Raw genomic sequence first — 24,922 nt, 5'->3', positions numbered from 1 at the left:
GTTGCGCGCCAGACTTAGGGCAGTAATATTCATCTAGAATGGACTCTCATGAGCAACATCAAGACGTTATGAATAACAAAAAGCCAGAGTTTTGAACTCTGGCTTTGAAGTGACTTTACACTAAATACTGACAAGTTAGTTTAAAGTGCAGACAGCTCTTTTTTAACCGCTTCAACCACACCTAAGGGCGCGCCTAGATGTTGCGAGTGATCGATAAAGATCCCCTGCTCATCGGCTATCATCAGCAATACCGGGAACGCGTTGGTTTCGATCATTGCCTGAATCTCTGCAATATCGGCAAGCACAAATTCAGCATCGCTACTCAGTTCATCCTTAAATACCTTATTCGATGGCGACAACTTAAACAGCTCAACAATATCGTTAAAGTCATGCTTAGAATCTAACGGGTTGCCCTCTACAAAATGAGCCTTTTGTAGCGCATTCAGTACAGGTAGAAGTTTTTTAGGTTGCTTATTTTGCATCCAAGCCATCAAGTTTGCCGTTTTAACCGCATTTTTAGGACTATTAACATAACGAATATGCTCCCTGCCAAACTTAACACCACTTAGCTTTAATACTGAATCAACCTGTTCCTGACCCGCAGCATCACTGCCATTAAAGTGGGCGCAATGCAGCAAGTGAATCTTCATATCTGGAAACGCTTCACTGAGCGCATTGACCAAAGGCGTAGTTGCGTAACTCCAAGGGCAGTGGGAATCATAAATAAAATAAAGATCTAGGGATGAAGTCTCAGGAGTCACAAACTCCTGGGTAGATAGCTCGGTGGTCATTCGGTTACATCTTGTCAAAAATTAATAGCGAATATTTTAGTTATTTTACGACTAACATACAAACTCAATTGAGCCCTTACCTACTAAGACAAATATCGAAAGCATGTTAAACGGGAGCAGTGAGAAACCACCAGCAGTAAACAAATTCATAATAAAAGGGAGCCTTAGAGGTGGCTCCCTTAACTTTCACTTCAATCTAGAGTTTAGCAGTAGCGAGTTTAGCCCCAAAACCTAGGAAAAGACTGCCAGCGGCATAGTTCATCCACTTGGCTGTTTTTGCATTGGTGAGGAACACCTTAAACTGCTCAGCCAGCAAAATAACCACTAGAAACCAAGCAGAAACCACAATCGCTTGGGTTAATCCTAATAACATACTGTCAGCCAAGACGGTTTGAGGTGAAACAAATTGCGGGAATATCGACAGATAGAAAAGTACGATTTTAGGGTTAAGCATATTGGTTAAAAAACCCTTAATAAAATTCCCCATAAGCCCTTCCCTTGCTTGAGGCTTATCCGCAACCTCAGTTTGCATAGCTGGAAGGGTGAGCATTTTTGTTTTAAGGCCCGCACGTATATTTGTTATCCCCAGCCAAAGCAGATAACCGACTCCAAGCCATTTAAACAAGGTAAAAGCGAAAGTAGACTGACTCAATAACAAGCTCAATCCCTGTGCAGAGATAAAAGCATGGACAATAAAACCAATGCTGACACCCGCGATATTACTAAATGCCTGCATACGGCTTTTAGTCAATGCGGTAAAGAGCACGAGTAAGGCGTTAGGCCCAGGAATGATGGCAATGAGGAAAACGATCCCCGCGAACAATATAATGGTATCTATATTCATAACAGTTCCATGAGAAGCTAGTTAATACCTCTCGGTATCAACATCTTCAAAATAACTTATGCAACACCTATCACTCATCAGTTAGAGGATAACTGACGTTTCGTCATAGGAATAAACTTGTGCTGTGTAACTAACCTAGCTTCATTAAAAGTAGCGTTAGTTCACCTATCAGAGTTAACTGCGCGGGGGGCAGCGATTGGCTCTAATACAAGTGATGCATTGAGTCATGGAAAACCTTAATTTAAGCAGTATGAATATAAGTAGGTTAACTAAGTATCCCTATTAGAGCAAGCCCGCTTTTACCTGCTTCGCTTTGCCTACTTTAGTGATTTACTCCTTTTCCCCTCCTTTAAAACACTATCAACAGCATATCCATCCACTTATTGATAATAAATATCATTTACATGCTTTTGTAAGTGTGCTCTTATGAAGTCGGACCAGACAAAAGCAAACATAAAACAGTTCAATATTGTCCATAAGAGACTTTTATAAGGAAATGATATGAAAAACCTTTCTTTAAGCTTGCTAATGTTAACGGTGCCCTTATTCACTGCCACATCTCCCTCTGTCAGTGCTCAGCCGCTCAACCTAAGTAACTCATCTGAGCTCCAACAGATAAGCCAAGGCCATAGCGTAGCAGAGGCAAAACGCGAAATAGCCATTGAACTCAGCCGTCAATACACACAAATAGCGCCTGTACTTCAGTCAAACATTAACCAATATTCGTTAACCATGGATGCAGAGCAAGTATTTGCGCAGAGTAAGGTTGACGCTCACACGTTACAGCAGGCAGAGGTTAAGATCCGCGCCGCTAAAGGTCTTTCAATCAATACCAAAAAGAATAAGTCTAGCTCTGATTATCGCACCAGCGACACCGAAAACAGTCTTGTGCAGTTTCGTCTTGCTGATCTCAGTATGTTAGAGGCTTGGCAACAGGGAGAATCCCCACTGTTTGCATTCGAACCCGATGGAGATGATAAACAGTGGGTAAATATTGAAGCCTATGATCTCGATGGCAACCTTCATCTTCTCGATGTTTACCAACTACCCCAAAGGCCCGTTGTGGTGATTGCCCTCGATAAGCAATCGGTGATCCGTGAAGGCTTAGCTGTTATGCGCAAGACGTTTGCCGCAGGCACAGAATCAAGCACAGCTGAACCATTAAAGTCTAAGCATCGCCAATCCAAATCATTGTCCACCAGCTCAGAGGATCAAGCGATCTCAACCACAGTCCTCAAGCGAATAAGCCTTCAGGACGATCAGGAGCCTTGGATCTCAGGTAAGGCTGAAATATACGCGATTGTTACCGGCGTTAATCCTAGCCGTGATGAACCTGTGCTTGATATCATTGAGATGCCCTACCTGGATTACTCGGACACGCAGTACTACCCTAATCAGATCATGATACATTGGGAGCGCTACCGCTGGGCTGCGGCCGATCTCGTGTTAATGGAGCATGATGACGGTACAAACTACAAGGAGCTAGCCTCGGCGCTTCTACTTGCTGCAGAGCAGATCTTAAAAGCCATTCCCGATCCTGAAGTGCAAGGTTTTGCAATTATTGCCACCATCACCAATGGCATTCTGGCCGCTATGCCCGATGCTTGGTTTACCAATGATGATGACTATGTGGATGTGTACTACACGCTACAAGAGGGAGAAACCTATACTAATCACTCAGGTGCAGGCGGAAATGCCAACGCCCATTTAGCACCACTAACGATTCAACCTAGATAATGTTTAATAGTTTAATAGTTTCGTTTATCTAAGGGCTCACTCTCAATTGGGTGAGCCCCTTTGCTATCAGCCAATGCCCTTCCCACTTAATTGACAATGTTCTGCTTATTAAGTATCACTTTTTTATCAAATGATATACACTAAACCTATCAAATGATATTTTCGTTAAACGTTAATGATCTGGATAAATCTGCTTTTATGCAAATAAAGGCACTATCTGTGAGGGCTATAGCAATGACAACGATGAATGTGTTTACCCCTACAAGTTCAGCAAACAAGGTGGTGAGTTTCTGGCAATTAGTCGGGGTTCCAGCTCGCGGGGCTAGTTTATATACAGCTTTGCACAATGGGCTCCCTTTTGAAGTTTACGCTAAGTTGGCTAAGGTATCTGGATTGGAAAAGTCTGAACTAGCCAATGCCACTGTTATTGCCAGCGCAACACTGCAGCGCCGAGCTAAAGCAGGGAGATTCAATAAAGATGAAAGCGATCGTCTATACCGATTTGCTGAAGTTTATAAATCCGCTTTAGATCTATTTGAAGGCAATAATCATGATGCCTCCAACTGGCTTAAAAGCCCGGTACGTGGTCTCGGTGACAAACGCCCTATTGAGATGTTGTCGACCTCAGCGGAAACTGAAGCGGTATTAAACCTAATAGGCCGATTAGAACACGGTGTATTTGCGTGATCACAGGCTATCGGATCGTTAAAAAGAAGTGGGCAAGCAATGCCTTTGACGGTGAAGGGGCTAGGCTTTACGGCGGACGCTGGAACAGTCGTGGTCAATCCTGTGTCTATCTTGCAGGCTCTGAATCTCTGGCAATTCTGGAAGTGTTAGTTCATCTGGAAAATGCCCAACAGATAAATCAATATGCTCTGTTTTCTGTCACCCTAAAAGAGGAGGATATCCTCTTACTCGAAACTCAGGCTCTACCTAAGAATTGGCAGGAAGACCCAGCTCCATCTGAAACCGCAGAACTAGGAGATGAGTGGCTCTGTAGCCAAAGCAGCCTCGCGCTCTGTGTCCCCTCTAGTATCGTAGCGAGGGAGAGTAACTACCTGCTAAATATCAATCACCCGCACTTCCAGCAGCTATTAGATAAGATGGTTGAACTGGAGTTCTCCATGGACAGTCGCTTACTCTCTAGAATGTAACTGCAGGTTAAGCAGTAAAAGCCTCTCTCTTTAAGACGAATGTTGAGTCATTGTTAGACTCACTCCGACTCCCATGACTCAATACACGTTAATAGATACAGACATTATTCCTATTGCGGTTTTTAGCCTCATAAAGTGCAGTATCGGCTTCATGGATAAGCTCGGTCAGTACTTGCTCCCTATATGAAGAGAGCCCGATACTTAAGGTAAAGCTTATCTCTTGGTGTTTACCCACTTTCATCGTTCGTCTCGCAAGTTCAAATCTGCAACTCTCCGCCAACTCAAGTGCGAGCGCTTCATCCACGTTAATCAGCAAAAGCATAAACTCCTCACCACCATAGCGGATCAATATATCCTCTTGTCGAATGACGCCTCTAAGCAACTCAGCAATAAACTTAAGTGCTTTATCGCCAACTAGGTGGCCATGTTGATCGTTAACACGCTTAAAATGGTCCACATCCATCATGAGCAGTGAGAACGGCTCTGCAGTTCGTTTTGCTAGCTCATAACGCTCGCTAACCCGATTAAGTCCCTCCCGACGATTCAATAAACCAGTTAGGTCATCATAGGTAGCATGCCTTACTAGTTGCATCTCAAGTCTTTTCTGCTCTGTAATATCAAAAATAATCCCGATAATCCCCGCAACATTTTGCTGACTGTCAACAAAACTGGTTTTATGAAACTTAACAAAACGTGTAAGCCCTTTTAAGGTGCGGATCTGTTTCTCATAAACTTGCTTACCAGGTTTCTCCATCAACTCCCTATCAGCCGCGGCATACACATCAGCAAGCTCCTTGTCATACAGTTGATATACATTACGGCCAATAAGTTCATCACGGGGAAGTTCGATAAACTCTTCAAAAGCTCGATTACAACCAAGATAACAGCCTTTTCTATCTTTATAGAAGATGGGAACTGGCATAGTATCGACCAAAACTTGTAGCAAGGGGCTGTTAGATGAGATAAAAGTGATCAGTTCAGAATTTAGTAGCGAATTATCCATATTCATTTAGCTATATTCTCAAAAATGCGATGACACTATTATTATGATGCAGTTTTCTAGTAAAAGATTGCTTTCTTTACCTTTTGATGATGATTTTTTGCCAATATCACGACATAAAAGGTCACTGAAAAGATAATGTCTCACCGTTTCTGTAAAAATCCAGCTTTCTAGACAATTAAAACTTACCTCAATATCCTCTATATTTTTACTTTTATCTCATCTACTGTTTATAAAGTAGGCAATCACACTCCAAATGTGAATAAATTGGTTAACAATTGAAATAAACTACTGAAATTTAAAATCTTCATGCCTACACTGAAAACATCAAGAGTCATATACGAGGTTCTCCCTATGTCTAAACTCCCGATTAGTTCTCCTCTTAGCAGTGACCAGCTTTACCGTCAATCCACTCTCAATAACCTTGCGCCTGAATGTAAATCAACAAAACACCTAACGCCACTCGATGAAATTGTGGGTCAAGAGCGTGCCCAGCAGGCTGTTGAGTTTGCCATGTCAATGAAAGACAAGGGCTACAACATCTATGCAATTGGCCGTAATGGCCTAGGAAAGCGCACTATGGTAATGCGCTATCTCAATCGTCATGAGCCTAATGGTCATGGGCATACGCTTTACGATTGGTGCTATGTCAATAACTTCGATGAAGCGCGCACCCCCAAAGTACTAAAAGTGCCCGCAGGCATGGGCACGAGCTTAAAGAAAGATGTAGAAAAGCTCATGGTGCGTCTGGTTAAAGCATTGCCGCTAGCCTTTGACAATGAGATGTACTACTCACGAGCCGAAAAACTTAAAAGTCTATTAGCTGGAAAACAGGAAGCGGCACTGCAGGGACTCACCACTGAAGCTAAAGAATCTAATGTGAGTTTAACCATCACTCCTCAGGGCAGTTATGAACTTGTGGCGATGAATGGCGAAGAGCCCTATACCGAAGAGAGTTTTGCAGCGCTCAGCCCCAAGGAGCAAGATCAGCTTGAAACTAATATTACTGAGCTTGAGTCAAAGCTAAGAGTGATCGTCAGGCAGTTTACCGTTTGGGAGGAGGAGTACACAGATAAGCAGCAAAAGCAGGATGAAGTTGTTGCTCAAGATGTGTTATCCCACTTAACCGATGCGCTAAAAGAGAAGTATAGCGACCAAGCGCCAATCAAAAGCTACCTTGCCGATATGCACACAGATATCTTAGATAACTTAGATCTCTTTCTGGAGGATAACGAGGAGCAACTAGCCCTCTCCTACGCCTCCTTAGCTAAGAAGATGCCGCGCCGCTATCAGATCAATGTATTAATCAACCAAGATGAAGGCAAGATGCCGATCGTCATCGAAGAGACGCCTAACTACCACAGCATCTTTGGTTATATAGAGAATGCGACCTTTAAGGGCACCATATTTTCTGACTTCTCACTGATCCGTCCTGGCAGCCTGCATAAGGCCAATGGCGGTGTCTTAATGATAGATGCGGCTAAGGTACTGGAGCAGCCCTATGTCTGGGATGGACTAAAACGTGCGCTGCGCTCTCGTAAGCTAAGCCTTAGTTCTCTAGAGCGTGAAGTGACACTCTCAGGCACTATCTCTCTCGATCCTGAAGCTATCCCCTTAGACGTGAAGATAATCCTATTTGGGGATTATCAGACCTATCAGCTACTGCAACACTATGATCCTGAGTTCGGAGAGCTCTTTAGGGTCACTGCTGACTTTGAAGACGAGATGCCAAGAACCGATAAATCTGAAGCTCAATATGCGCAGTTTATCTCCAGTATCGTTCACGATAATAAGATGCTGCACTGCGACAGAAATGCCATAAAGCGGATTATCGAATTTAGTTCACGACAAGCCGACCATCAAAACAAGTTGTCTCTCCACTCGGCTGACATTGCAAACTTACTGCGTGAGTCTAACTACTGCGCCCGTGCAGCAAATGCCAATATGATCCGAGTCGGTCATGTTGAACAGGCACTGCATAATCATGAGCTCAGGGTTTGTCGCCTCAAAGATAACGTCATGCAGAGCTTTGTTAACGGAACAACACTGATAAGTACCCAAGATAATGTGGTAGGACAGGTCAATGCCCTTTCGGTGATCAGTACATCCAATCATCAATTTGGTGCACCTAACCGCATTACAGCAACCACAGCATTTGGTGAAGGCAAGGTCTTTGATATTGAGCGCAAGGTCGATTTAGGGGGCAGCATACACTCAAAAGGAGTGATGATCCTCTCAGCGTATCTGGCATCGATTCTGGGGAAAACAGCAAAGATCCCACTTACCACCCATATCACTTTTGAGCAGTCCTATGGTGGCGTTGATGGCGATAGCGCCAGTATGGCAGAGCTTTGTGCCATTATCTCCGCTTTCTCTGAACTGCCTATTAGGCAAGATATCGCCATTACAGGTTCAATGAATCAATTTGGTGAAGCTCAGCCTATTGGTGGTGTAAACGAGAAGATAGAGGGTTTCTTTGATGTTTGTATGATTAAGGGACGCACTTCAACACAAGGAGTGATCATTCCGCAATCAAATGTACAGAACCTGATGTTACGCAGTGATATTGTCGATGCGGTCAAGAAGGGACAATTTAATATCTGGGCCATTGAACATGTTACCCAAGCTATTGAGATCTTGACAGGATATAGCGCAGGTCTCGCTAATTTACATAGCGGCGTCAATGGCACTACGACTATGGGTCAGCTTGAGCACCCCAGCGATTCCATTTTTGGACTGGCCCAATCTCGCTTAAACCTACTTAGGCTTGATAAGCCTTCACAGCCTGAAGAGTGTAAACATTAGAGAGTTAACTGCAAAAAGTATAAGATCAAAAAAGCCGAAACAGTGATGTTTCGGCTTTTCATTCATTAACTAAGCAGGTTTCTGCTTTAAGCTAATGCTTCCTGCAATTGAGGAACGATCTGCTTCTTACGGCTTAATACACCATCGAGCCAAACTCTGTCATTCTCACATGCTTTACCGTAAGCGCGTTCGATTAAGTTTGAATCATCACTCACCACAAGTAGCTCAGAGCCCTCTTTCATGATATCGGTCAGCAATAAAATCACGCTGTGACGCTCACCTTCTGCTTTCAAGGCCGCAATATCGGCTTCAAGCTCAGCTTTAATGTCATCAAACACAGATAGGTCAATAACTTCAAGTTGGCCAATACCTATCTTATTACCGTTCATATTGAAGTCTTTAAAATCACGCATAACAAGATCACGTGCTGGTGTACCTTCAACGGCAGACTTCACCTTGAACATATCCATGCCAACAGCTTTGAAATCTTCAATTCCAGCTATCTCAGCCAGTGCTTCAACACATTTAATATCAGCAGTTGTGCAGGTTGGAGATTTGAAGATAACCGTATCGCTTAAGATGGCACACATCATGATACCGGCGATATCTTGTGGGATCTCCACATTGTGGAAATCGTACATCATCTTAATAATGGTATTACTGCAACCAACAGGACGGATCCAGCACTCAAGTGGTGTAGATGTGGTCAGGTCGCCTAATTTATGATGGTCGACAATACCAACAATCGTAGCCTCAGCAATATCGTCCGGAGCCTGAGTTAGCTCAGAGTGGTCGACGATATAAACCTCTTCACCTGCATAGCTTGTCTTAAACTCTGGCGATTCGAAACCAAACTTCTCTAAAATAAACGCTGTTTCAGGCGACAACTCACCTAAACGAGCCGCAATCGCAGCTTCACCGATCTGATTTTTCAGGTAAGCAAGTGCAATTGCACCACAAATTGAATCTGAATCTGGGATCTTATGGCCCACAACATAAACTGACATTGATAACTCTCCTATTATTCAGCTTTATTCTACCAAATTCATCTGGTTTGAAAACGATTAACTGTAAAGAACTGCGCAATGTCGCATCTTAGCGCTTGATTAACCCCTAATTCCTGAAAAAGATTGCCAGTGTAAAGATTACTGCTAAACTAATACTGTATAAAAACACAGTGCACGGTAACATTATCAACTATGAAACTTATCACCATCTCTGCCAGCGCAGGTATTACAGGTTTCGAAAGCCCGGCAGCAGACTATAAACAACTCGAATTAAGTTTAGATGAACTGCTGGTCGAGCACCCTAGTGCCACCTTTCTCGCTCGGGCTAGCGGAAACTCAATGCAAGGTGTAGGAATATTTGATGGAGATATTCTGATTGTTGACAGGCATGTTACCGTCACCAATCAAGACATCATTGTTGCAAACTATAATGGCTCTTTTGTCTGCAAAATAATTGATACCAAAAGAAAGTTATTACTCTCAGCTAACGAAGAGCATCAAGTTGTCACCATACATGAATATGATCAGTTTTCTATAGAGGGGGTTGTGATCCGCTCAATACGCTGCCACAGAGCAAGCCCACTGTTTACTGGCGGAGGCTCTAATCTATGTCAATTATGATGAATTTTTTTAACCTCATCTATATACTAAAGCCGAGATAACCATGTTTGCACTCGTCGATGCCAACTCTTTTTATTGCAGTGCTGAGCAAGTTTTCAGACCAGAGTGGAGAGGACATCCCATTATTGTGCTTTCCAATAATGACGGCTGCATCGTTGCGGCTAATCGTCAAGCCGTAGAGTCTGGGATCCCCAAGTTTGAACCTTACTTTAAGATAAAAGCTCAATGTGAACGCTTAGGGATTATTGCACTAAGCTCGAACTATGAGCTCTATGGCTCCCTCTCGGTCAGATTAATGGAGGTGATTGGGCGATTTGCTCCAGAGCAACATATCTACAGCATAGATGAGTCCTTTCTCTCTTTTGAGCGTAGCTACCCCGCTATCCCCTGTTTAATAGAACATGGACATAAGATCAGACGCGCTGTTTGGAAGGAGACGCGCTTGCCTGTTAGCGTTGGGATTGGCTCCACCTTAACCTTGGCAAAAGCCGCTAATCATGCAGCTAAAAAACAGGAGGGATACCAAGGTGTCTGCGTAATAGATAACCCATTCCAACGAAAAGAGATTCTACTTAAGATGCTCCCTTCAGATGTATGGGGAATAGGACGCCGTCTGGCTAAACAGCTTGATATGATGGGAGTAAAAAACGCCTATGAGCTATCGCAGATGGCACCTAGTCTAGTGAAGAAACAGTTTAACACAGAGGTTGAGCGTACCGTTCGCGAGCTTAACGGGGAGATCTGTAAAGGTTGGGATCAAGTCAGAGCCGATAAACAGCAGATCTTCTCCACTCGAAGTGTAGGAAATAGGATCACCGATCTCAACTCTTTGCAGCAAGCCCTAAGCACACATATTGGCATCGCCACCAGCAAGGCAAGAGCCCAAGGTTCTTTGTGCTCAGTATTACTCGTTTTTGCCTCCAGCTCCCCTTTTGACTCTCGACCATCAAGCTTTAAACACACCCAGCGTTTCGCCTATCCAACCAATGATACAGGGGAGCTTACGCGAGTAGCCAACCAAGTGGCAGCAGAAAAGTTTCGCTCAGGCGTACGCTACTATAAAATTGGCGTGGGTTTAATTGACCTCATCAATGAGAAGCGCCTGCAGCAAGACCTCTTTGCACCAACTGTCGATCCCGCTTTAATGAAGGTCTATGACAGCCTAAACCTAAAATATGGCCCAGACTCTCTCTTTATGGCCGCGCAAGGAAGCTCACCTAAATGGAGCATGAAACGGCAATACCTGACTCCACAATACACCACGTGCTGGAACGATCTACCGAAAGTTCAATGTTAGTTAAAGGCTCAATGTTAAAAGCACTGTGTTCAAAGCAATATGTTAAAAGTACAGTGCTAAACCGACTCTTTCATGCGCCCATGGTCGAAATAGGTTACTTTTTCCGGCTACCTGGCAGCGCCTTTGGCATAGCATTACAGCAATGAGGGTCGTGTTCATCATTATCTTTGATGTTTTGATCGACAAACTTATAATAACCCTCTTTAATTTTGGTCCATAACCCCTGTGAAGTATCCGCGCCATGGGCTTGTAACAAGGCCTCTATGCCATCGAGATCGCAATGCGTCGCATCGTAGGCCATATTAATCGTCGCCGTTGATGCATCGAAGGAGACACTCTCAATCCCCACTAGAGTATCGATCTCCAAGATAATCGCCTCTCTATTATCCTCTGTCACCCCCTCTAACTTGAGGTTTCTCCTCACTAAATTTATCTCTTTAACGCCGGGCCTATGGTCTAAATCATTCATATATCGTCCTTAAGCTAGAACTGCTAATAACGGGCTTTAGGGAGCATTTAACCCTTACTCTAATTAACCTTGACTAGGTATAATCATCATGCCAGTTTCTGATAACACAAAAAACACCAAACAAGCTCAATCCAGTCTCAGATTGATACAGATCAACAACATAAGCATTTTCGCCTAATAATCTACATCCCATGCAATCATTGGTATAACAGATTAAATAGCCGCTCTTTTAAGCACTCTCCTAGTTAAAAATATAAACGACACATAAATTTACACAATACGGATGTAACATTCCCCCACATCCATTAACATGTGAGCGTTGGGAGTTTTTTATCCACCTAATAGAATAGACAACCTAAGTCATTCAAATAATTTAGATTGTCGTAAAACAAAAAATACAGGCTTCAACAAGAGGAAGTGTTTGTGGCTACAAAAAAACAGATTATTTTGCCTATTGCTGTTATCTCAATAGGGATTGGAAGTTTCTTAGCAATTTCAGCATTGAAAAAGCCACCGGAAGAGAAAGAAGCAGTAGACAACACCCCACTCGTTGCCGTAAAGCAGGTAAAGCTTGAGCCAATGACTTTTAAGGTAAACTCATACGGCGTTGTCAATGCTAAGTATGAAACAGAATTAGTCTCTCAGGTAAATGGGGAGATTGTCTTTCTATCTGATACCTTTGTTCGCGGTGGGTTTGTTAAAAAAGGCGATATCCTCGCCAGAATCGACTCTAGTGATTATGATGCCGATCTCATTGATGCTGAAGCAAAACTTGCTTCGGCTCGGGCCACATTAGTCCAAGAGAAAGCGTTTGGTAAAGTCGCAGAAGAGGAGTGGAAACGCATTAAAGATGGCGTGCCTACTGAACTGAGTTTACGTAAACCACAACTTGCCCAAGAGCTTGCTAAGCTAAACTCCTCAGAAGCAGGCCTTAAACGCGCAAAACGTAATGTAGAGCGCACCATCATCAAAGCCCCTTACGATGCACTCATTGAGAGCCGCAATATTGGCTTAGGCTCTTATGTAAGCATGGGAACAAAACTTGGAAAAGTATTGAGCACCCATAAAGCAGAGATCCGTTTGCCTCTGGCGGATAAAGAGATCCAATACCTAGTTAATAAGGGCAAAGATGCCGATGTGACTTTAGTGGCCGATCTCGGTGGCAGCAAACAGGAGTGGGTAGGAAAGATAGTTCGAAGCGAAGGCGTGATTGACAGTCGTAGTCGCATGACCTATTTAGTTGCCGAAGTCATTGACCCTTACGGTTTAGAGTCCGATAAGAGCGAGCTCAGATACGGTACCTATGTAACAGCGAATATTGCAGGTACTGATGCTGGCGATGTCGTGGTTATGCCAAGACACTTAGTCATCAATGGACAGATAGCCATACTCGATAGCGATAAGAAGCTTCGCTATAAAGATGTCAATGTGATCCGTCAATCTGGCGCAGAGGTGGTGATATCTGATGGTTTGACTCAAGACATGGAGGTGATCACCTCTGCATTAGATTACCCAGTCGAGGGGATGAAACTAGCCTTACCAGAAGATAAGTTACTGCAGCAAGATAGTGAAGGTGAAGAGCCTGATACTCAACTTGCCATGGAAGAGAAGGAGTAATCCATGACAGTAACCAACGAAAAAGGCACGACTCCCCCCTCTCACGAAGATACAGAAAGAGGGATCATAGCCTGGTTTGCCAGAAACAGTGTTGCCGCCAATCTACTCATGATCATCATCATTCTTGGTGGATTACTGACAGCAGACACCATACGTAAACAGTTTTTCCCCCAAGTTGAAATAAACTGGGTTGAGTTTAATGCTTTCTATCCTGGTGCGGCACCACAGGAGGTCGAAGAGGGGATCACCATTAAAGTTGAAGAGGCTCTGGAGAGTGTTCAAGGCCTAAAGCGTGTGATCACCTATTCAAATCGTAACTCGGCCACAGGCTATTTTCGAATTGAGGACTCATACGATCCACAAATCGTCCTCGATGAGATTAAATCTGAAATTGACTCAATCTCAAGCTTTCCAGATGGCATGGAGAGACCAAAGGTCGAGCGCATAAAACTCCGTCAAGAGGTGCTCTATATGAGTCTTTACGGGGATATGACACATAGACAGCTAAAAGAGCTAGGTGAAAAGATTCATGATGAGTTAATGCAACTCCCATTAGTCAATATCACTGAGTTTTATAGCGGGCTTGGCTATGAGATCGCCATCGAGGTCAGTAAAGACAGATTAAGGGAGTTTGGTTTAAGTTTTAACGACGTGGCAAATGCGGTGCGTGGATTTTCAAGAAACATGTCAGCTGGCCAGATCCGCGCCGAAAATGGTTATATCAATCTCAGGGTACAAAACCAAGCCTATGTTGGCTATGAGTTTGAAAACCTGCCACTCATTACCTTAGATGATGGTACAACGGTATTACTTGGAGATATCGCCACAGTTATTGATGGCTTCGAAGAGGGAATACAGCACTCTAAATTCAACGGTAAAAACTCTGTCACCTTCTTTATCGGCGCAGCTAACGATCAAAGCATGACCGATGTTGCCGATGTAGTTAAAAAGTATGTCACCGAAAAGCAAGAGGTATTACCTGAAGGCCTAAAACTAGAGACCTGGGTCGATATGACCTACTACCTAGAGGGTCGCTTAGATCTCATGCTCGACAGTATGAAATCGGGCGCTGTCTTAGTCTTTTTGATGCTTGCCCTCTTCCTACGCGTTAGGCTCGCATTCTGGGTAATGATGGGACTACCAGTTTGTTTCCTTGGTACCTTACTCTTTATGCCAATGGGAATGATCGACGTAACCGTTAATGTTATCAGTCTCTTCGCCTTTATTTTGGTATTAGGTATTGTCGTCGATGATGCCATTGTAATGGGAGAGAGCGCCCATGATGAGTGTGAGCGCAGTGGTCAAAGCTTAGAAAGTGTCATACGAGGCGTAAAGCGTGTTGCTATGCCAGCAACCTTTGGTGTATTAACCACCATTGCCGCTTTCCTGCCTATCACACTTGGTGAAGGCCCCTCCTCTGCGTTCGGGCAAGCGATTGGCTATGTCGTCATACTCTGTCTCATCTTCTCTTTAGTGGAGTCAAAACTTATTTTGCCTGCTCACTTGGCGAGAATGAAACAGAAGAAAGTGATACAGCCAGGCTCTCGCAACCCCTTGGACTGGCTGAGAAACGGTGTCAACTATATCCAAGGTAAGATTGATAGAGGCTTACAGCATTTTATTAAAGAGGTTTACCGCCCAGCACTCACTATCGCTGTAAAGTATCGCTACGCCATTATCATGATGTTTATTAGCTTCATTTTGATCTGCGCAGGCCTCTATACAGGTGGGATGATCCGTTATGTAGGTCAACCTAAAATCCCCCATGACTTCCCGCGTGTCAGCTTCGAGATGAACGTTGACGCCTCAGAGAAAGCCACACTCTCAGCAGCGCTAGCTATCGAAAAAGCAATTTATGACGTGGATAAGCGCTTAGAGGAGCAATATGGCCAAGGCATGATCTCTGATATGCAGGTTGATCTCAGGGGGCGTACCTCAGCCGAGGTGATGACTAAGCTGGTGGATCCTGAAATAAGACCATTAGATACTTTTGAACTTGCCGAACTTTGGCGTCAAGCGATGCCACTGATCCCAGGGATGAAATCCTTCGATGTACAGGATAATCTATTCGGTGGAGGCCGAGATGATGGCGACATCAGCTTCCGTCTTGAAGGAAAGGATGAAACACAACTGGTTGCCGCTGCCAAGGAGCTCAAGGCCAAACTCAATACCCTTAAAGGCGTCGGTGATGTCAACGATAGCCGGCAATCTAGTGCTAAAGAGGTGCAGTTTGAGTTAAAACCACAAGCTTATGGGCTCGGTTTAACCTTAGCTAACATCGCATCTCAAGTAGGCAACAGCTTTTACGGCCTTGAAGCCCAGCGTATATTGCGAAATGGTGAAGAGATTAAAGTCATGCTTCGCTACCCAGAAGAGCAGCGTAACTCGATTGCTCAGGTCTCTGAAGTGATGATTTTAACTCCCCAAGGCGCCGAAGTACCTCTGTCGGAAGTTGCCGAGATCAAAGTCACTCAAGGTGTGAACGGGATCCGCCGTGAAAATGGTAACCGTACCATTAATGTTTGGGCTTCGGTCGATGCCGATCAAGCTGAGCCCTTCAAACTGGCTGAGGAGATCCGCGATAACTTTATGCCAGAGTTACTTAAAAAGTACCCTAGGGTTAAGAGTGAAGTATCCGGTAATATCCAAGAGCAGATGGACAGTGCTAAAACACAGCTAAGGGATTTTATTATCTCTCTACTGATCATCTACAGCTTACTGGCTATCCCACTTAAATCTTACTCACAGCCCTTTATGATCATGGCCGTGATCCCCTTCGGTGTCATAGGTTCCGTATTGGGTCATATGATCATGGGGATCGACTTAAGCGCCCTCTCCCTATTTGGTATCATTGCAGCAGCAGGTGTCGTGGTGAATGATTCACTGGTAATGGTTGATTACATCAATAAATCCAGAGAAGCGGGCATAGAGATGAAGCGAGCAGTACTCGAGGCGGGTTGTCGACGTTTCAGGGCCATCATGCTCACCTCTTTAACCACGTTTATCGGTCTGATGCCTATCATGACAGAGACCAGTATGCAGGCGAAGATGGTGATCCCAATGGCAACTTCCCTCGCCTTTGGCGTTCTGTTTGCCACAGTGGTGACCTTAATGTTGATACCTTGTCTATATCTTGCCATTGAGGATATTAAGAAGCTGGTTGGCAGTAAGTCACGAGTGAGTATTGAGGGTAACCTAGTGCCTGAGCCGATAAAATAATCTAATAGCTATACCTAATAGTCATAAACCAAAATGCCGCTCTGTTTAACAGAAGCGGCATTTTTTATTGGACTGACAACTATTTCAGGACCATATGAGTATTTATGCTTAAATTTAAAGCAATATATGATACCCAGTCACTTAAAGTTAAACTGTTACTCCATGTCGCGGGATTCAAACCTTGCTACAACTTTTCCCATGTTATTCTTAACGATTAAGGTCTCACCTTGAACTTGATAACTTGCAAAACTTTCCAGTGAAGCAAGAAACGCCATCTCTTGCTCCATCCCTTTGGCACACATTTTACGCGTACCCGCCACAGGTCCCATGGTCAGCTTTCCCTCTTGAGTTTGAAAACTTCCCATAAAGTTATTACAACCAGAGAAACCATTAACCGCATTTTTGTCGCTATTAAATTGAATAAAAAGCGCGTTATCTCCCTCACCCATAGCAACTGGAGCCTCGGCTAAACTCATCAACTCCCAATGGGTATGACTAAACTCAGCATTAGCGTTAACACCTGCACCATTGTTTCGTACCACACGATCCAGTTTTATCTCAATAGGTGATACCTGATTGTCAGCAAAGGGATCAATATGGCTTGTCGATGTAAACACTAAGGTGTCTTCAACTTTAATTGTCGCGCGTAAACTGTATCTATGTTTATCTAAAATATTGCTTGAATCATACCCAATACTCACCGCATAGGGAGGTGCACCAAGCTCTGTTACTGTCTGGCTGGCAATAAGCTCTGAAGCCGCATCGGCTTTTGAGACATCCTCAAGTGTCACCTCAAGTACGGCATTAGGCGGTAACATTCTGCGATCTAAATAGATCACGTTCACATCCAGTGATTTCATCACGCTGGCCTTTTCTGTGAGCTGCTTATCGGCTATTGAGCCATCTTGATTTGGAGTAACGGTTTTACTATCGCAAGCTTGCAATGCAAAAGCAGAAATAAGAACTGAAGAGAGTAAGGCAAGTTTTTTCAATTTAAACTGCATAGGAAAATCCTTTTAGTAACAAGATCAGGACAAGCACTTGTCATCCTGACAAAAATGGCAGATTGAACCAGTTCAGCGCTTATGACAAGAAAAACTCACTCAATCATGTCAAATTTAACAAAGATACTATCCTTGCAAATCAAAAGTTCAACACAGCTAACAAACAGTTATAAATCACCTCCACATTAAAATGAATAACACCTTCGGCATCTCTCTTCTAAATGGTGTACAAATGGCAAATAGCAAAAAGCCTGACATTTTCGATATCAGGCTTCTCTGAATATGGCGGAGGGATAGCTGATTTTAATAATAGGAACCCTAGGGGTCAGCTACTACCTCGAAACGAAAAAAAGCCACTCTTTCGAGTAGCCTTTCGTCTTGAATATGGCGGAGGGATAGGGATTTGAACCCTACATTTTGTGCTAGAAACCGCTTATACGAAAAGCCCCAAGTACTCTTTAATACCAGAAGTACTAGGGGCTTCATCTGAATATGGCGGAGGGATTGCTGATTTTAATAATAGGAACCCTAGAGGTCAGCTACTGCCTCGAAACGAAAAAAGGCCACTCTTTCGAGTAGCCTTTCGTCTTGAATATGGCGGAGGGATAGGGATTTGAACCCTAGATGGGCTATAAACCCATGCCGGTTTTCAAGACCGGTGCATTCGACCACTCTGCCATCCCTCCGAACGCGGCGAATAATATAGCGACCCGCTTTCTATGTAAAGTCCTAATCTGTACTTTCAATAAAAAAACGTTTAACTGACTATTTCACCGACTATTAACTAGCTAAATGAAGATAAATCCAACGCTTAATCACGATTAAGCTTATCTTGCTCTAGAGCAATACGAGCCGGATCTGGCGTAGTAAAATGGGCTTTAACCTCACTCCATGAGCCATTAACTCTTAACTTGTACCCAACTAACACTAATATTGCACAAGATAAGATCCCCCAACCAATTGCAACTTCACCCGATGCAGCCCATAAAGCCACTAAACTCGATGCACCAAAGGCGATACTCATCTGCAAGAAGTTCTGTAGACCAGCAGCTTTAGCGGCATTCTTAGTAAACTCCTGCAGCGCACAATTCACCACAATTGGGTAGATAGCACCATTAGCCGCAGCCAATATCGAGAACGCCGTTAATAGAGGCAAAATACTCTCAGCTTTAAAAACCAGTGAACTCAATACAATTGAAAGCACACATAAGCCAAAACAGGCCAGCATAATGGTGAGTGTTTTCTCAGCACCAACTTTACGGATCAAAATCTTACTGGCGTAACCACCAACAATGAACATGATCGTCTGTGGAATAAAGCTTAATCCTATCTCTTTAGCCGCAAAGCCATGCTGCTCCATCACTATCGGCCACACTGTCAGGTAAGCAAAAAAGGCTCCTGAACATGCACCAAATATGATCACATTACCAAGATATTTAGGATTCTTTAACAGGCCCAAATATGAGATTGGCGCAACTGCAACATCATCACTATGAGCCGCTTTCTCTTTAGGTACAAAAGCCAGTGTAAGTAGCATCAAGGCCACAGCTAAAACCGTTAACAGTAAGAAGATGCTTTGCCAACTACTGATATCGAGAATAAATGCACCTAACAGAGGAGCCAGTGCTGGAGAGAGCGCAACCAAAGGCATGATGTTAGAGAATACATTCTGTGCCTTGATTGAATCATACTTCTCAATCACGATAGCTTGCCAGATCACACCTGCACTACATGCACCTAACGCTTGGAAAAAGCGAGCAATATTGAAAGAGAGTACAGTTTCACTTGATGCAAGCGCGAAACTGGCAACAGCAAAGATAACTAAACCCAATAGCAGAGAGTTACGTTTACCAATTCGCTGAACCAGAGGCCCATAAAGAAGTTGCCCAATAGCTAAACCTGCCAGGAAGCAAGTCAGTGAACTGGCCACTTGGGCAGGGCTTGCCTGCATTGTATCTTCAATCGCTTTAAAAGCAGGAAGATACATATCAGTGGCAATAAAACCTAACATACTCAACAAGGCTAAGTAGCTAAGAAATAGAAAGTACTTGGTATTTTCGAGAGAATTCATATAAATTTCGATATTGTAAAAGTGAATAATAGCTAAGGCTGCGCAGTCTAAAGACTTGCTAAATCCTTGTGAAGCGTTTATTTTTGACCTTAGCTTTCAAAATTTCTCATAGCAAGGAACTGCTGGTATGCTTTCTGAACAATCACTACAACTTATCGATATGGTCGCTCGTGTTGGTAGTTTCACCGCTGCAGCCAATAAACTTCACAAGGTCCCTTCTGCTGTCAGCTATGCAGTAAAACAGGTTGAAGATGAACTTGGTTCCACATTATTTGAACGCCACCACAGAAGTGTTAGCCTGACCCCTGCGGGGGAATATTTCGTCAAACAAGCTCGTGTTATTTTAACCAACATGGAATCGATGAAAGATGATACTAAGCGTGTGGCTAACGGTTGGCAGCCCACACTCTCTATAGCGCTGGATAATATCGTCAGAGCCGACAAGATAAGCGTGCTCATCGCCGACTTCTATCGCCACTTTACCAATGTTGAGTTGATCATCCGTATTGAGGTATTTAATGGTGTCTGGGAATCCATTGCCAATGGTCGCAGCGATATTGCTATTGGGGCGACCACAGCCATACCTGTCGGTGGTGATTACCATTTCCGTGATATGGGAGAGATTGAGTGGGCTTTTCTGATCAGTAAGCGACACCCCCTTGCAGAGATAGATAGGCCATTAACAGACGATGAATTGCGTCAATACCCCTCTATCTGTCTTGAAGACACCTCCCGAGAGATCCCCAAACGCATGACCTGGCTGCTTGAAAATCAACGCCGCTTAGTTGTGCCCGATTGGATAAGGGCCATAAACTGTTTCCGAGAAGGTTTAGGGATCGGTTATATGCCGATGCACTTTGCAGAGCCCTTTATCCGCTCTGGGGCCCTGCTATCTAAAGAACTTGAACGACCGAAGGCACCTAGTCCTTGCTGCCTAGCGTGGAATGGCGCCAACATGTCCCCTGCTATGGCTTGGGTCTTGGATTATTTGGGAGACAGTGAAAAACTACATAATGACTGGTTTCTTTAAGCCACTACCACCAATTAATATCGGATAGAGGCTCAAACAACCGAGAATAGAGTGCATTAAACTTTGTGCATAAAGCTAAATTCACCTATGCCAGTGTTATTGGGCTGGCGTATGATAAAGAAACGGTAATATTATGACTCATATTTAAGGTTCAGTTAATATTGGAAATAAAGAGCCTGTTTTAGGTACTGAAAAGCGCTTTGTGGCTTTCCCCCTCAGACTCGCTACTGTATGATTCAATAACTTACTGTAATAGATACGCGGTAATTAAGCTGACGTCTCGACTTGCGGAACTCTTTTGAGTGAAGCGAATCGAAGTAATATGATAAGAACATCTGCTAAAAAGGGTCACTGGAGATCGATATGACACAACAGACACTGTATTCAACCAGCGCTTCCACAATGGAAGTGAATAAGCTTCTTAAAAATACCTATATGCTACTTTCGCTGACACTCGCTTTCTCAGCGGTTTGTGCCGGCTTAGCGATGGCATTGCAAATTGGTCCTCTTCTGTCTATCGGTATGTCTCTAGGTAGCTTAGTTGTCCTGTTCGTGACATTAAGAAAAGCTGAAAGTGCTGCTGGCCTTTTTTGGGTCTTTGCCTTTACGGGCATGCAGGGCGCTTCATTAGGCTATATCCTCAACCATTACGCTGGTATGGCTAACGGCCCACAGCTTATCATGCAGGCACTTGGCCTGACCTCTGTCGTCTTTGTGACTCTATCGGCATACGCAATCACAACCAAGAAAGACTTCTCATTTATGAGAGGCTTCCTAATGGCAGGTATTGTTATCGCTATCGTTGCTGGTATTGCGAACATCTTTATCGGCAGCAGTGTTGTATTTATGGCACTTAACGCAGGTATTGCACTGTTAATGACAGGCTTTATTTTGTTCGATACTAGCCGTATTGTGAATGGTGGTGAGACCAACTATATACGTGCGACTATCTCCTTGTACCTAGACTTCCTAAACCTATTCATCGCACTACTGCACCTAATGGGTATCGGCGGCGGTGATGATTAATCACAGACTGTTAAATATGGATTATTGAACTTCATTAACCTAAGGGTAAATAAACATTTCTCAGTCTGTATTTTACGTTAGAATAGCTCCTTAAAGGGGCTATTTTTTTGTCCCATTTTTCATTTTTAACAGCAGTGTTTATACATGAGCAAATTCATCATTCAAGTTAACGGCTCGGTCTATGGCAGTTCTGCCAGTTACAGCGCCTACCAATTTACCCAAGCAGCATTAGCTGCTGGTCATGAGATTAACTGTGTGTTTTTCTATCAAGATGGCGTGCTCAATACCAGCTCATTAAACAGTCCTGCATCCGATGAGTTTGATCTGACTAAAGCCTGGGTTTCACTTAATCAAAAATACAGTGTCAGATTAGTCAACTGTGTATCGGCCGCTCTAAGGCGTGGTGTGATATCGAAAACAGAAGCCGATGAGTCTAAGCTCCCCCACTGGAATATGCAGAGCCCCTTTGAGATGGGTGGCCTTGGTGAGCTAGTGGTCGGGATTGAGAAAACAGACAGACTGGTAAGCTTCTAAATAGCTCGTCTAAAAAGTGATCGCTGCTTAAGTGCAGTATGAGTAAAAATTGAATTAAGAAACTGGATATGAAAAAGTTAACTATCATATTTCGCCGTGCACCACACGGCAGCCCCCATGGCAGGGAGGCATTAGATCTCGCACTATTAAGTGCAAGCTTTGAGCAAGAGGTGTCGCTGATCTTTGTCGATGAAGGGGTCTTGAATCTAGTTAAAGCGCAGCAACCTGAGCTTATCGGTGCAAAAGATTTTATTGCAACCTTTGGTGCCCTTCCCCTTTATGATATCGACACCATACTGGCATGCGAAGCCTCATTACAGGAATACGGCTTAGCTAACGCAGAGCTAACCATAGCACCTAGCATAGTGACCCCATCAACTATTCGTGAGCAACTAGCCAGTGCGGATGAGGTTTTAGTATTCTAATGATTTTACACAAGATACAGACATCGCCGGCTCAAGATAATGCATTATCGACTTGCCTACGCTATATAGATAAACAAGACACTCTCTTGTTGTCTGGCAATGCCGTTAATGCGCTTTTACTGACGTGTTGGCAAGAGAAACTCTCCCACATAACCGTGTTAGTGTTAGAGGAAGATATAATAGCGAGAGGTTTGGATGAACGACTTAACCAATACGCCTCAATTAGCTACGAGCAATTTGTTCAAGAAACATTACGTCATGAAAAGGTGATCAGCTGGTGACAGATACAATAAATAGCATCAAATACAATCAGACTCAGATAGAGACAGATCATCAAGGTTACCTGAAAAATGTAAATGATTGGAATGAGGATATTGCAGAGATAATTGCTGCAAAAGAGGAGATCCAATTAACAGAGGCACATTGGGAAGTTATCCATTTTGTGCGTGACTTTTACCTTGAATTTAAGACCAGTCCAGCCATTAGAGTACTCGTGAAGGCGATAGGTTTAAAGCTTGGCGCAGACAAAGGGAATTCAAAGTATCTCTACACCCTCTTCCCTGTAGGACCTGCCAAGCAAGCGACAAAAATCGCAGGGCTTCCTAAACCTGCTAAGTGTATATAAAAAAAGCCTCAACCATTAGTTTGGTTGAGGCTTTTAAAGCTGTTCAGACAAGCGAACCTGCATAAGGCTTTAAAACTGATAAGTATCAGCTCCAGCAGATATAATGAGCGCCAAAGCACTTCAAAGCAGTTGCTATCTCATGATATTTTGAAAAACTAGTATTGCAGCCTCGCCAAATGTTGCGAACATAATCGCGCCAAATAAACAGATCACAGCTACATAGGTAAGCCACTGAAAGTAGCGCCTTCCAGCATCCATAATACGTATCCCTAAAATAATACTCACATAGATCGACGACATTAACTTATTTAATCGTTTTGTCTGTTAAGCGCCGATCTACTAACTACTTGTGGATTGGTTTAACCAATCTTCTCTAATCCACCCATGTACGGGCGAAGTGCCTCTGGCACTGTAATTGATCCATCTTCATTTTGATAGTTTTCAAGCACAGCAACTAAAGTACGTCCTACTGCTAAACCTGAGCCATTCAAGGTATGCAGTAAAGCAGGTTTCTTCGCATCAGCGGCTTTATAACGCGCTTGCATACGGCGAGCCTGGAAGTCCTGCATGTTACTGCAAGAGGAGATCTCTCTGTATGTATTTTGCGCTGGTAACCACACTTCAATGTCAAAAGTTTTGCTTGAACCAAAGCCCATATCACCGGTACATAAAATAACAGTTCTGTATGGAAGGCCTAGCTTCTCTAGTACCTTTTCGGCGTGGCCAGTCAACGTATCTAACGCCGCCATTGAATCTTCAGGTTTAACTAGTTGAACAAGCTCAACCTTATCAAATTGATGTTGACGAATAAGACCGCGAGTGTCACGACCATAGGATCCCGCTTCACTTCTGAAACAAGGCGTATGAGCGGTGAGCTTAACAGGCAGTTCAGCTTCATCTATGATGGTATCACGAGCAATATTGGTCAGTGGAACCTCAGCGGTCGGAATAAGGCTCAGTCCCTGCCCCTCTTCAGTTGCAGGTTTAGTGTGGAAAAGATCTTCACCAAATTTTGGTAGTTGGCCTGTTCCCATTAAGCTATCTTCGTTGACCAATAAAGGCACATAAGTTTCAGTATAACCATGCTCTGTCGTGTGCAGATCTAGCATAAATTGAGCTAATGCTCTGTGCATGCGTGCAATTTGGCCTTTCATGATAATGAAACGAGAGCCCGTGATCTTAACTGCTGACTTAAAGTCTAACCCACCTAAGGTTTCACCAAGTTCTACATGGTCTTTAACCTCAAAGCTGTACTCTTTAATTGTGCCCCAGCGGCGAACTTCTACATTCTCGCTCTCATCTTTACCGATTGGTGCAGATGCGTCAGGTAGATTAGGTACGCTCAGTGCAATTGCGTTTAACTCTTCTAGAAGCTCAGCAAGCTCTGCTTTCTTAGAATCAAGTTGCGAGCCAAGATCACCAACTTGAGCCATAATAGGCGCAACATCCTCACCTTTGGCTTTTGCTTGTCCAATAGATTTAGAGATGGCATTACGGGAAGCCTGTAGCTCTTCGGTAGCCACCTGAAGTGACTTACGCTTTTCCTCTAACTTACTCAGACGCTCTACATCCAGAATAAAACCACGGGTGGCTAAGCTTTCCGCCGTTGCCTCTAATTCATTACGCAAAAATTTTGGATCTAACAT

22 protein-coding genes and 1 tRNA gene are annotated in these 24,922 nt (G+C 43.7%); 14 read left to right on the top strand and 9 right to left on the bottom strand.

Annotated features, from left to right (window positions below):
• Positions 1–140: 140 nt before the first annotated feature.
• Positions 141–791, bottom strand: coding sequence for a protein-disulfide isomerase (locus tag K0625_RS17640; protein WP_220110896.1), 651 nt, complete (start codon positions 789–791; stop codon positions 141–143).
• A gap of 196 nt (positions 792–987) precedes the next feature.
• On the bottom strand, positions 988–1,635 hold the full coding sequence (locus tag K0625_RS17635; protein WP_220110895.1) for a LysE family translocator: 648 nt from the start codon (positions 1,633–1,635) through the stop codon (positions 988–990).
• Positions 1,636–2,136: 501 nt separating this feature from the next.
• Here K0625_RS17635 and K0625_RS17630 point away from each other — a divergent pair.
• The 3 genes from K0625_RS17630 to K0625_RS17620 all read left to right on the top strand — a co-directional run bounded on the left by K0625_RS17630 (position 2,137) and on the right by K0625_RS17620 (position 4,526).
• Positions 2,137–3,372, top strand: coding sequence for a DUF3103 family protein (locus K0625_RS17630; RefSeq protein WP_220110894.1), 1,236 nt, complete (start codon positions 2,137–2,139; stop codon positions 3,370–3,372).
• A gap of 234 nt (positions 3,373–3,606) precedes the next feature.
• Complete coding sequence (gene parS, locus K0625_RS17625) at positions 3,607–4,059, top strand: type II RES/Xre toxin-antitoxin system antitoxin (protein ID WP_220110893.1); 453 nt, start codon at positions 3,607–3,609, stop codon at positions 4,057–4,059.
• Positions 4,056–4,526, top strand: a complete 471-nt coding sequence (locus K0625_RS17620; RefSeq protein WP_220110892.1) for an RES family NAD+ phosphorylase — start codon at positions 4,056–4,058, stop codon at positions 4,524–4,526. Before parS ends, K0625_RS17620 begins: the two co-directional genes overlap by 4 nt.
• 88 nt (positions 4,527–4,614) lie before the next feature.
• Here K0625_RS17620 and K0625_RS17615 read toward each other — a convergent pair whose 3' ends face one another.
• On the bottom strand, positions 4,615–5,535 hold the full coding sequence (locus K0625_RS17615) for a GGDEF domain-containing protein (RefSeq protein ID WP_220110891.1): 921 nt from the start codon (positions 5,533–5,535) through the stop codon (positions 4,615–4,617).
• A 345-nt stretch (positions 5,536–5,880) separates the two neighbouring features.
• Between K0625_RS17615 and K0625_RS17610 the strand changes: the two genes are divergently transcribed.
• On the top strand, positions 5,881–8,331 hold the full coding sequence (locus tag K0625_RS17610) for a Lon protease family protein (RefSeq protein ID WP_220110890.1): 2,451 nt from the start codon (positions 5,881–5,883) through the stop codon (positions 8,329–8,331).
• Positions 8,332–8,417: 86 nt separating this feature from the next.
• Here K0625_RS17610 and K0625_RS17605 read toward each other — a convergent pair whose 3' ends face one another.
• Entirely contained in the window at positions 8,418–9,338 is a 921-nt protein-coding gene (locus K0625_RS17605; protein WP_220110889.1) for a manganese-dependent inorganic pyrophosphatase, read from the bottom strand.
• A gap of 192 nt (positions 9,339–9,530) precedes the next feature.
• Between K0625_RS17605 and K0625_RS17600 the strand changes: the two genes are divergently transcribed.
• Both K0625_RS17600 and K0625_RS17595 read left to right on the top strand, forming a co-directional pair.
• Positions 9,531–9,959, top strand: a complete 429-nt coding sequence (locus tag K0625_RS17600; protein ID WP_220110888.1) for a LexA family protein — start codon at positions 9,531–9,533, stop codon at positions 9,957–9,959.
• 43 nt (positions 9,960–10,002) lie between these two features.
• Positions 10,003–11,256 carry a Y-family DNA polymerase gene (locus K0625_RS17595; RefSeq protein WP_220110887.1) on the top strand — a complete coding sequence of 418 codons (1,254 nt, stop codon included), beginning with the start codon at positions 10,003–10,005 and terminating at the stop codon, positions 11,254–11,256.
• Between the two features lie 94 nt (positions 11,257–11,350).
• Here the strand turns inward: K0625_RS17595 and K0625_RS17590 are convergent, their stop codons facing one another.
• Positions 11,351–11,725, bottom strand: coding sequence for a cation transporter (locus tag K0625_RS17590; protein ID WP_220110886.1), 375 nt, complete (start codon positions 11,723–11,725; stop codon positions 11,351–11,353).
• A 423-nt stretch (positions 11,726–12,148) separates the two neighbouring features.
• On the opposite strand from K0625_RS17590, the gene K0625_RS17585 reads away from it, so the two are divergent.
• On the top strand, positions 12,149–13,342 hold the full coding sequence (locus tag K0625_RS17585) for an efflux RND transporter periplasmic adaptor subunit (protein WP_220110885.1): 1,194 nt from the start codon (positions 12,149–12,151) through the stop codon (positions 13,340–13,342).
• A gap of 3 nt (positions 13,343–13,345) precedes the next feature.
• Positions 13,346–16,561 carry an efflux RND transporter permease subunit gene (locus K0625_RS17580; protein ID WP_220110884.1) on the top strand — a complete coding sequence of 1,072 codons (3,216 nt, stop codon included), beginning with the start codon at positions 13,346–13,348 and terminating at the stop codon, positions 16,559–16,561.
• Between the two features lie 155 nt (positions 16,562–16,716).
• Here the strand turns inward: K0625_RS17580 and K0625_RS17575 are convergent, their stop codons facing one another.
• From K0625_RS17575 to punC, 3 genes are all read right to left on the bottom strand, one after another.
• Positions 16,717–17,565: an META domain-containing protein gene (locus K0625_RS17575; protein ID WP_220110883.1), complete on the bottom strand. Its 849-nt coding sequence runs from the start codon at positions 17,563–17,565 to the stop codon at positions 16,717–16,719.
• Between the two features lie 595 nt (positions 17,566–18,160).
• Positions 18,161–18,251 (bottom strand) — tRNA-Ser (locus tag K0625_RS17570).
• A 125-nt stretch (positions 18,252–18,376) separates the two neighbouring features.
• Positions 18,377–19,648, bottom strand: a complete 1,272-nt coding sequence (gene punC, locus K0625_RS17565) for a purine nucleoside transporter PunC (RefSeq protein WP_438944511.1) — start codon at positions 19,646–19,648, stop codon at positions 18,377–18,379.
• A gap of 115 nt (positions 19,649–19,763) precedes the next feature.
• On the opposite strand from punC, the gene punR reads away from it, so the two are divergent.
• The 6 genes from punR (at position 19,764) to K0625_RS17535 (ending at position 23,276) form a co-directional block, all read left to right on the top strand.
• On the top strand, positions 19,764–20,666 hold the full coding sequence (gene punR, locus K0625_RS17560; RefSeq protein WP_012325091.1) for a DNA-binding transcriptional activator PunR: 903 nt from the start codon (positions 19,764–19,766) through the stop codon (positions 20,664–20,666).
• 363 nt (positions 20,667–21,029) lie between these two features.
• Positions 21,030–21,692: a Bax inhibitor-1/YccA family protein gene (locus tag K0625_RS17555; RefSeq protein ID WP_220110881.1), complete on the top strand. Its 663-nt coding sequence runs from the start codon at positions 21,030–21,032 to the stop codon at positions 21,690–21,692.
• A gap of 144 nt (positions 21,693–21,836) precedes the next feature.
• Entirely contained in the window at positions 21,837–22,226 is a 390-nt protein-coding gene (gene tusD / locus K0625_RS17550; RefSeq protein ID WP_220110880.1) for a sulfurtransferase complex subunit TusD, read from the top strand.
• Between the two features lie 68 nt (positions 22,227–22,294).
• On the top strand, positions 22,295–22,651 hold the full coding sequence (tusC, locus tag K0625_RS17545) for a sulfurtransferase complex subunit TusC (RefSeq protein WP_220110879.1): 357 nt from the start codon (positions 22,295–22,297) through the stop codon (positions 22,649–22,651).
• Entirely contained in the window at positions 22,651–22,932 is a 282-nt protein-coding gene (tusB, locus tag K0625_RS17540) for a sulfurtransferase complex subunit TusB (protein ID WP_220110878.1), read from the top strand. The genes tusC and tusB overlap by 1 nt, the downstream gene beginning before the upstream one ends.
• Complete coding sequence (locus K0625_RS17535; RefSeq protein WP_438944510.1) at positions 22,929–23,276, top strand: TusE/DsrC/DsvC family sulfur relay protein; 348 nt, start codon at positions 22,929–22,931, stop codon at positions 23,274–23,276. The genes tusB and K0625_RS17535 overlap by 4 nt, the downstream gene beginning before the upstream one ends.
• 359 nt (positions 23,277–23,635) lie before the next feature.
• Here the strand turns inward: K0625_RS17535 and serS are convergent, their stop codons facing one another.
• Positions 23,636–24,922: a serine--tRNA ligase gene (gene serS, locus K0625_RS17530; RefSeq protein ID WP_220110877.1), complete on the bottom strand. Its 1,287-nt coding sequence runs from the start codon at positions 24,920–24,922 to the stop codon at positions 23,636–23,638.

The organism is Shewanella nanhaiensis, from assembly GCF_019457885.1.
GTDB lineage: Bacteria > Pseudomonadota > Gammaproteobacteria > Enterobacterales > Shewanellaceae > Shewanella > Shewanella nanhaiensis.
The sequence above is the reverse complement of the archived record's forward strand: the minus strand, read 5'-3'. Positions and strand labels throughout refer to the sequence as shown.

What these genes read in the sequence shown, in the direction of transcription:
- K0625_RS17640 (WP_220110896.1), bottom strand. Translation starts at nt 791, where the DNA reads ATGACCACCGAGCTATCTACCCAGGAGTTTGTGACTCCTGAGACTTCA.
- K0625_RS17635 (WP_220110895.1), bottom strand. Translation starts at nt 1,635, where the DNA reads ATGAATATAGATACCATTATATTGTTCGCGGGGATCGTTTTCCTCATT.
- K0625_RS17630 (WP_220110894.1), top strand. Translation starts at nt 2,137, where the DNA reads ATGAAAAACCTTTCTTTAAGCTTGCTAATGTTAACGGTGCCCTTATTC.
- parS (WP_220110893.1), top strand. Translation starts at nt 3,607, where the DNA reads ATGACAACGATGAATGTGTTTACCCCTACAAGTTCAGCAAACAAGGTG.
- K0625_RS17615 (WP_220110891.1), bottom strand. Translation starts at nt 5,535, where the DNA reads ATGAATATGGATAATTCGCTACTAAATTCTGAACTGATCACTTTTATC.
- K0625_RS17610 (WP_220110890.1), top strand. Translation starts at nt 5,881, where the DNA reads ATGTCTAAACTCCCGATTAGTTCTCCTCTTAGCAGTGACCAGCTTTAC.
- K0625_RS17605 (WP_220110889.1), bottom strand. Translation starts at nt 9,338, where the DNA reads ATGTCAGTTTATGTTGTGGGCCATAAGATCCCAGATTCAGATTCAATT.
- K0625_RS17600 (WP_220110888.1), top strand. Translation starts at nt 9,531, where the DNA reads ATGAAACTTATCACCATCTCTGCCAGCGCAGGTATTACAGGTTTCGAA.
- K0625_RS17595 (WP_220110887.1), top strand. Translation starts at nt 10,003, where the DNA reads ATGTTTGCACTCGTCGATGCCAACTCTTTTTATTGCAGTGCTGAGCAA.
- K0625_RS17590 (WP_220110886.1), bottom strand. Translation starts at nt 11,725, where the DNA reads ATGAATGATTTAGACCATAGGCCCGGCGTTAAAGAGATAAATTTAGTG.
- K0625_RS17580 (WP_220110884.1), top strand. Translation starts at nt 13,346, where the DNA reads ATGACAGTAACCAACGAAAAAGGCACGACTCCCCCCTCTCACGAAGAT.
- K0625_RS17575 (WP_220110883.1), bottom strand. Translation starts at nt 17,565, where the DNA reads ATGCAGTTTAAATTGAAAAAACTTGCCTTACTCTCTTCAGTTCTTATT.
- punR (WP_012325091.1), top strand. Translation starts at nt 19,764, where the DNA reads ATGCTTTCTGAACAATCACTACAACTTATCGATATGGTCGCTCGTGTT.
- K0625_RS17555 (WP_220110881.1), top strand. Translation starts at nt 21,030, where the DNA reads ATGACACAACAGACACTGTATTCAACCAGCGCTTCCACAATGGAAGTG.
- tusD (WP_220110880.1), top strand. Translation starts at nt 21,837, where the DNA reads ATGAGCAAATTCATCATTCAAGTTAACGGCTCGGTCTATGGCAGTTCT.
- tusC (WP_220110879.1), top strand. Translation starts at nt 22,295, where the DNA reads ATGAAAAAGTTAACTATCATATTTCGCCGTGCACCACACGGCAGCCCC.
- tusB (WP_220110878.1), top strand. Translation starts at nt 22,651, where the DNA reads ATGATTTTACACAAGATACAGACATCGCCGGCTCAAGATAATGCATTA.
- serS (WP_220110877.1), bottom strand. Translation starts at nt 24,922, where the DNA reads ATGTTAGATCCAAAATTTTTGCGTAATGAATTAGAGGCAACGGCGGAA.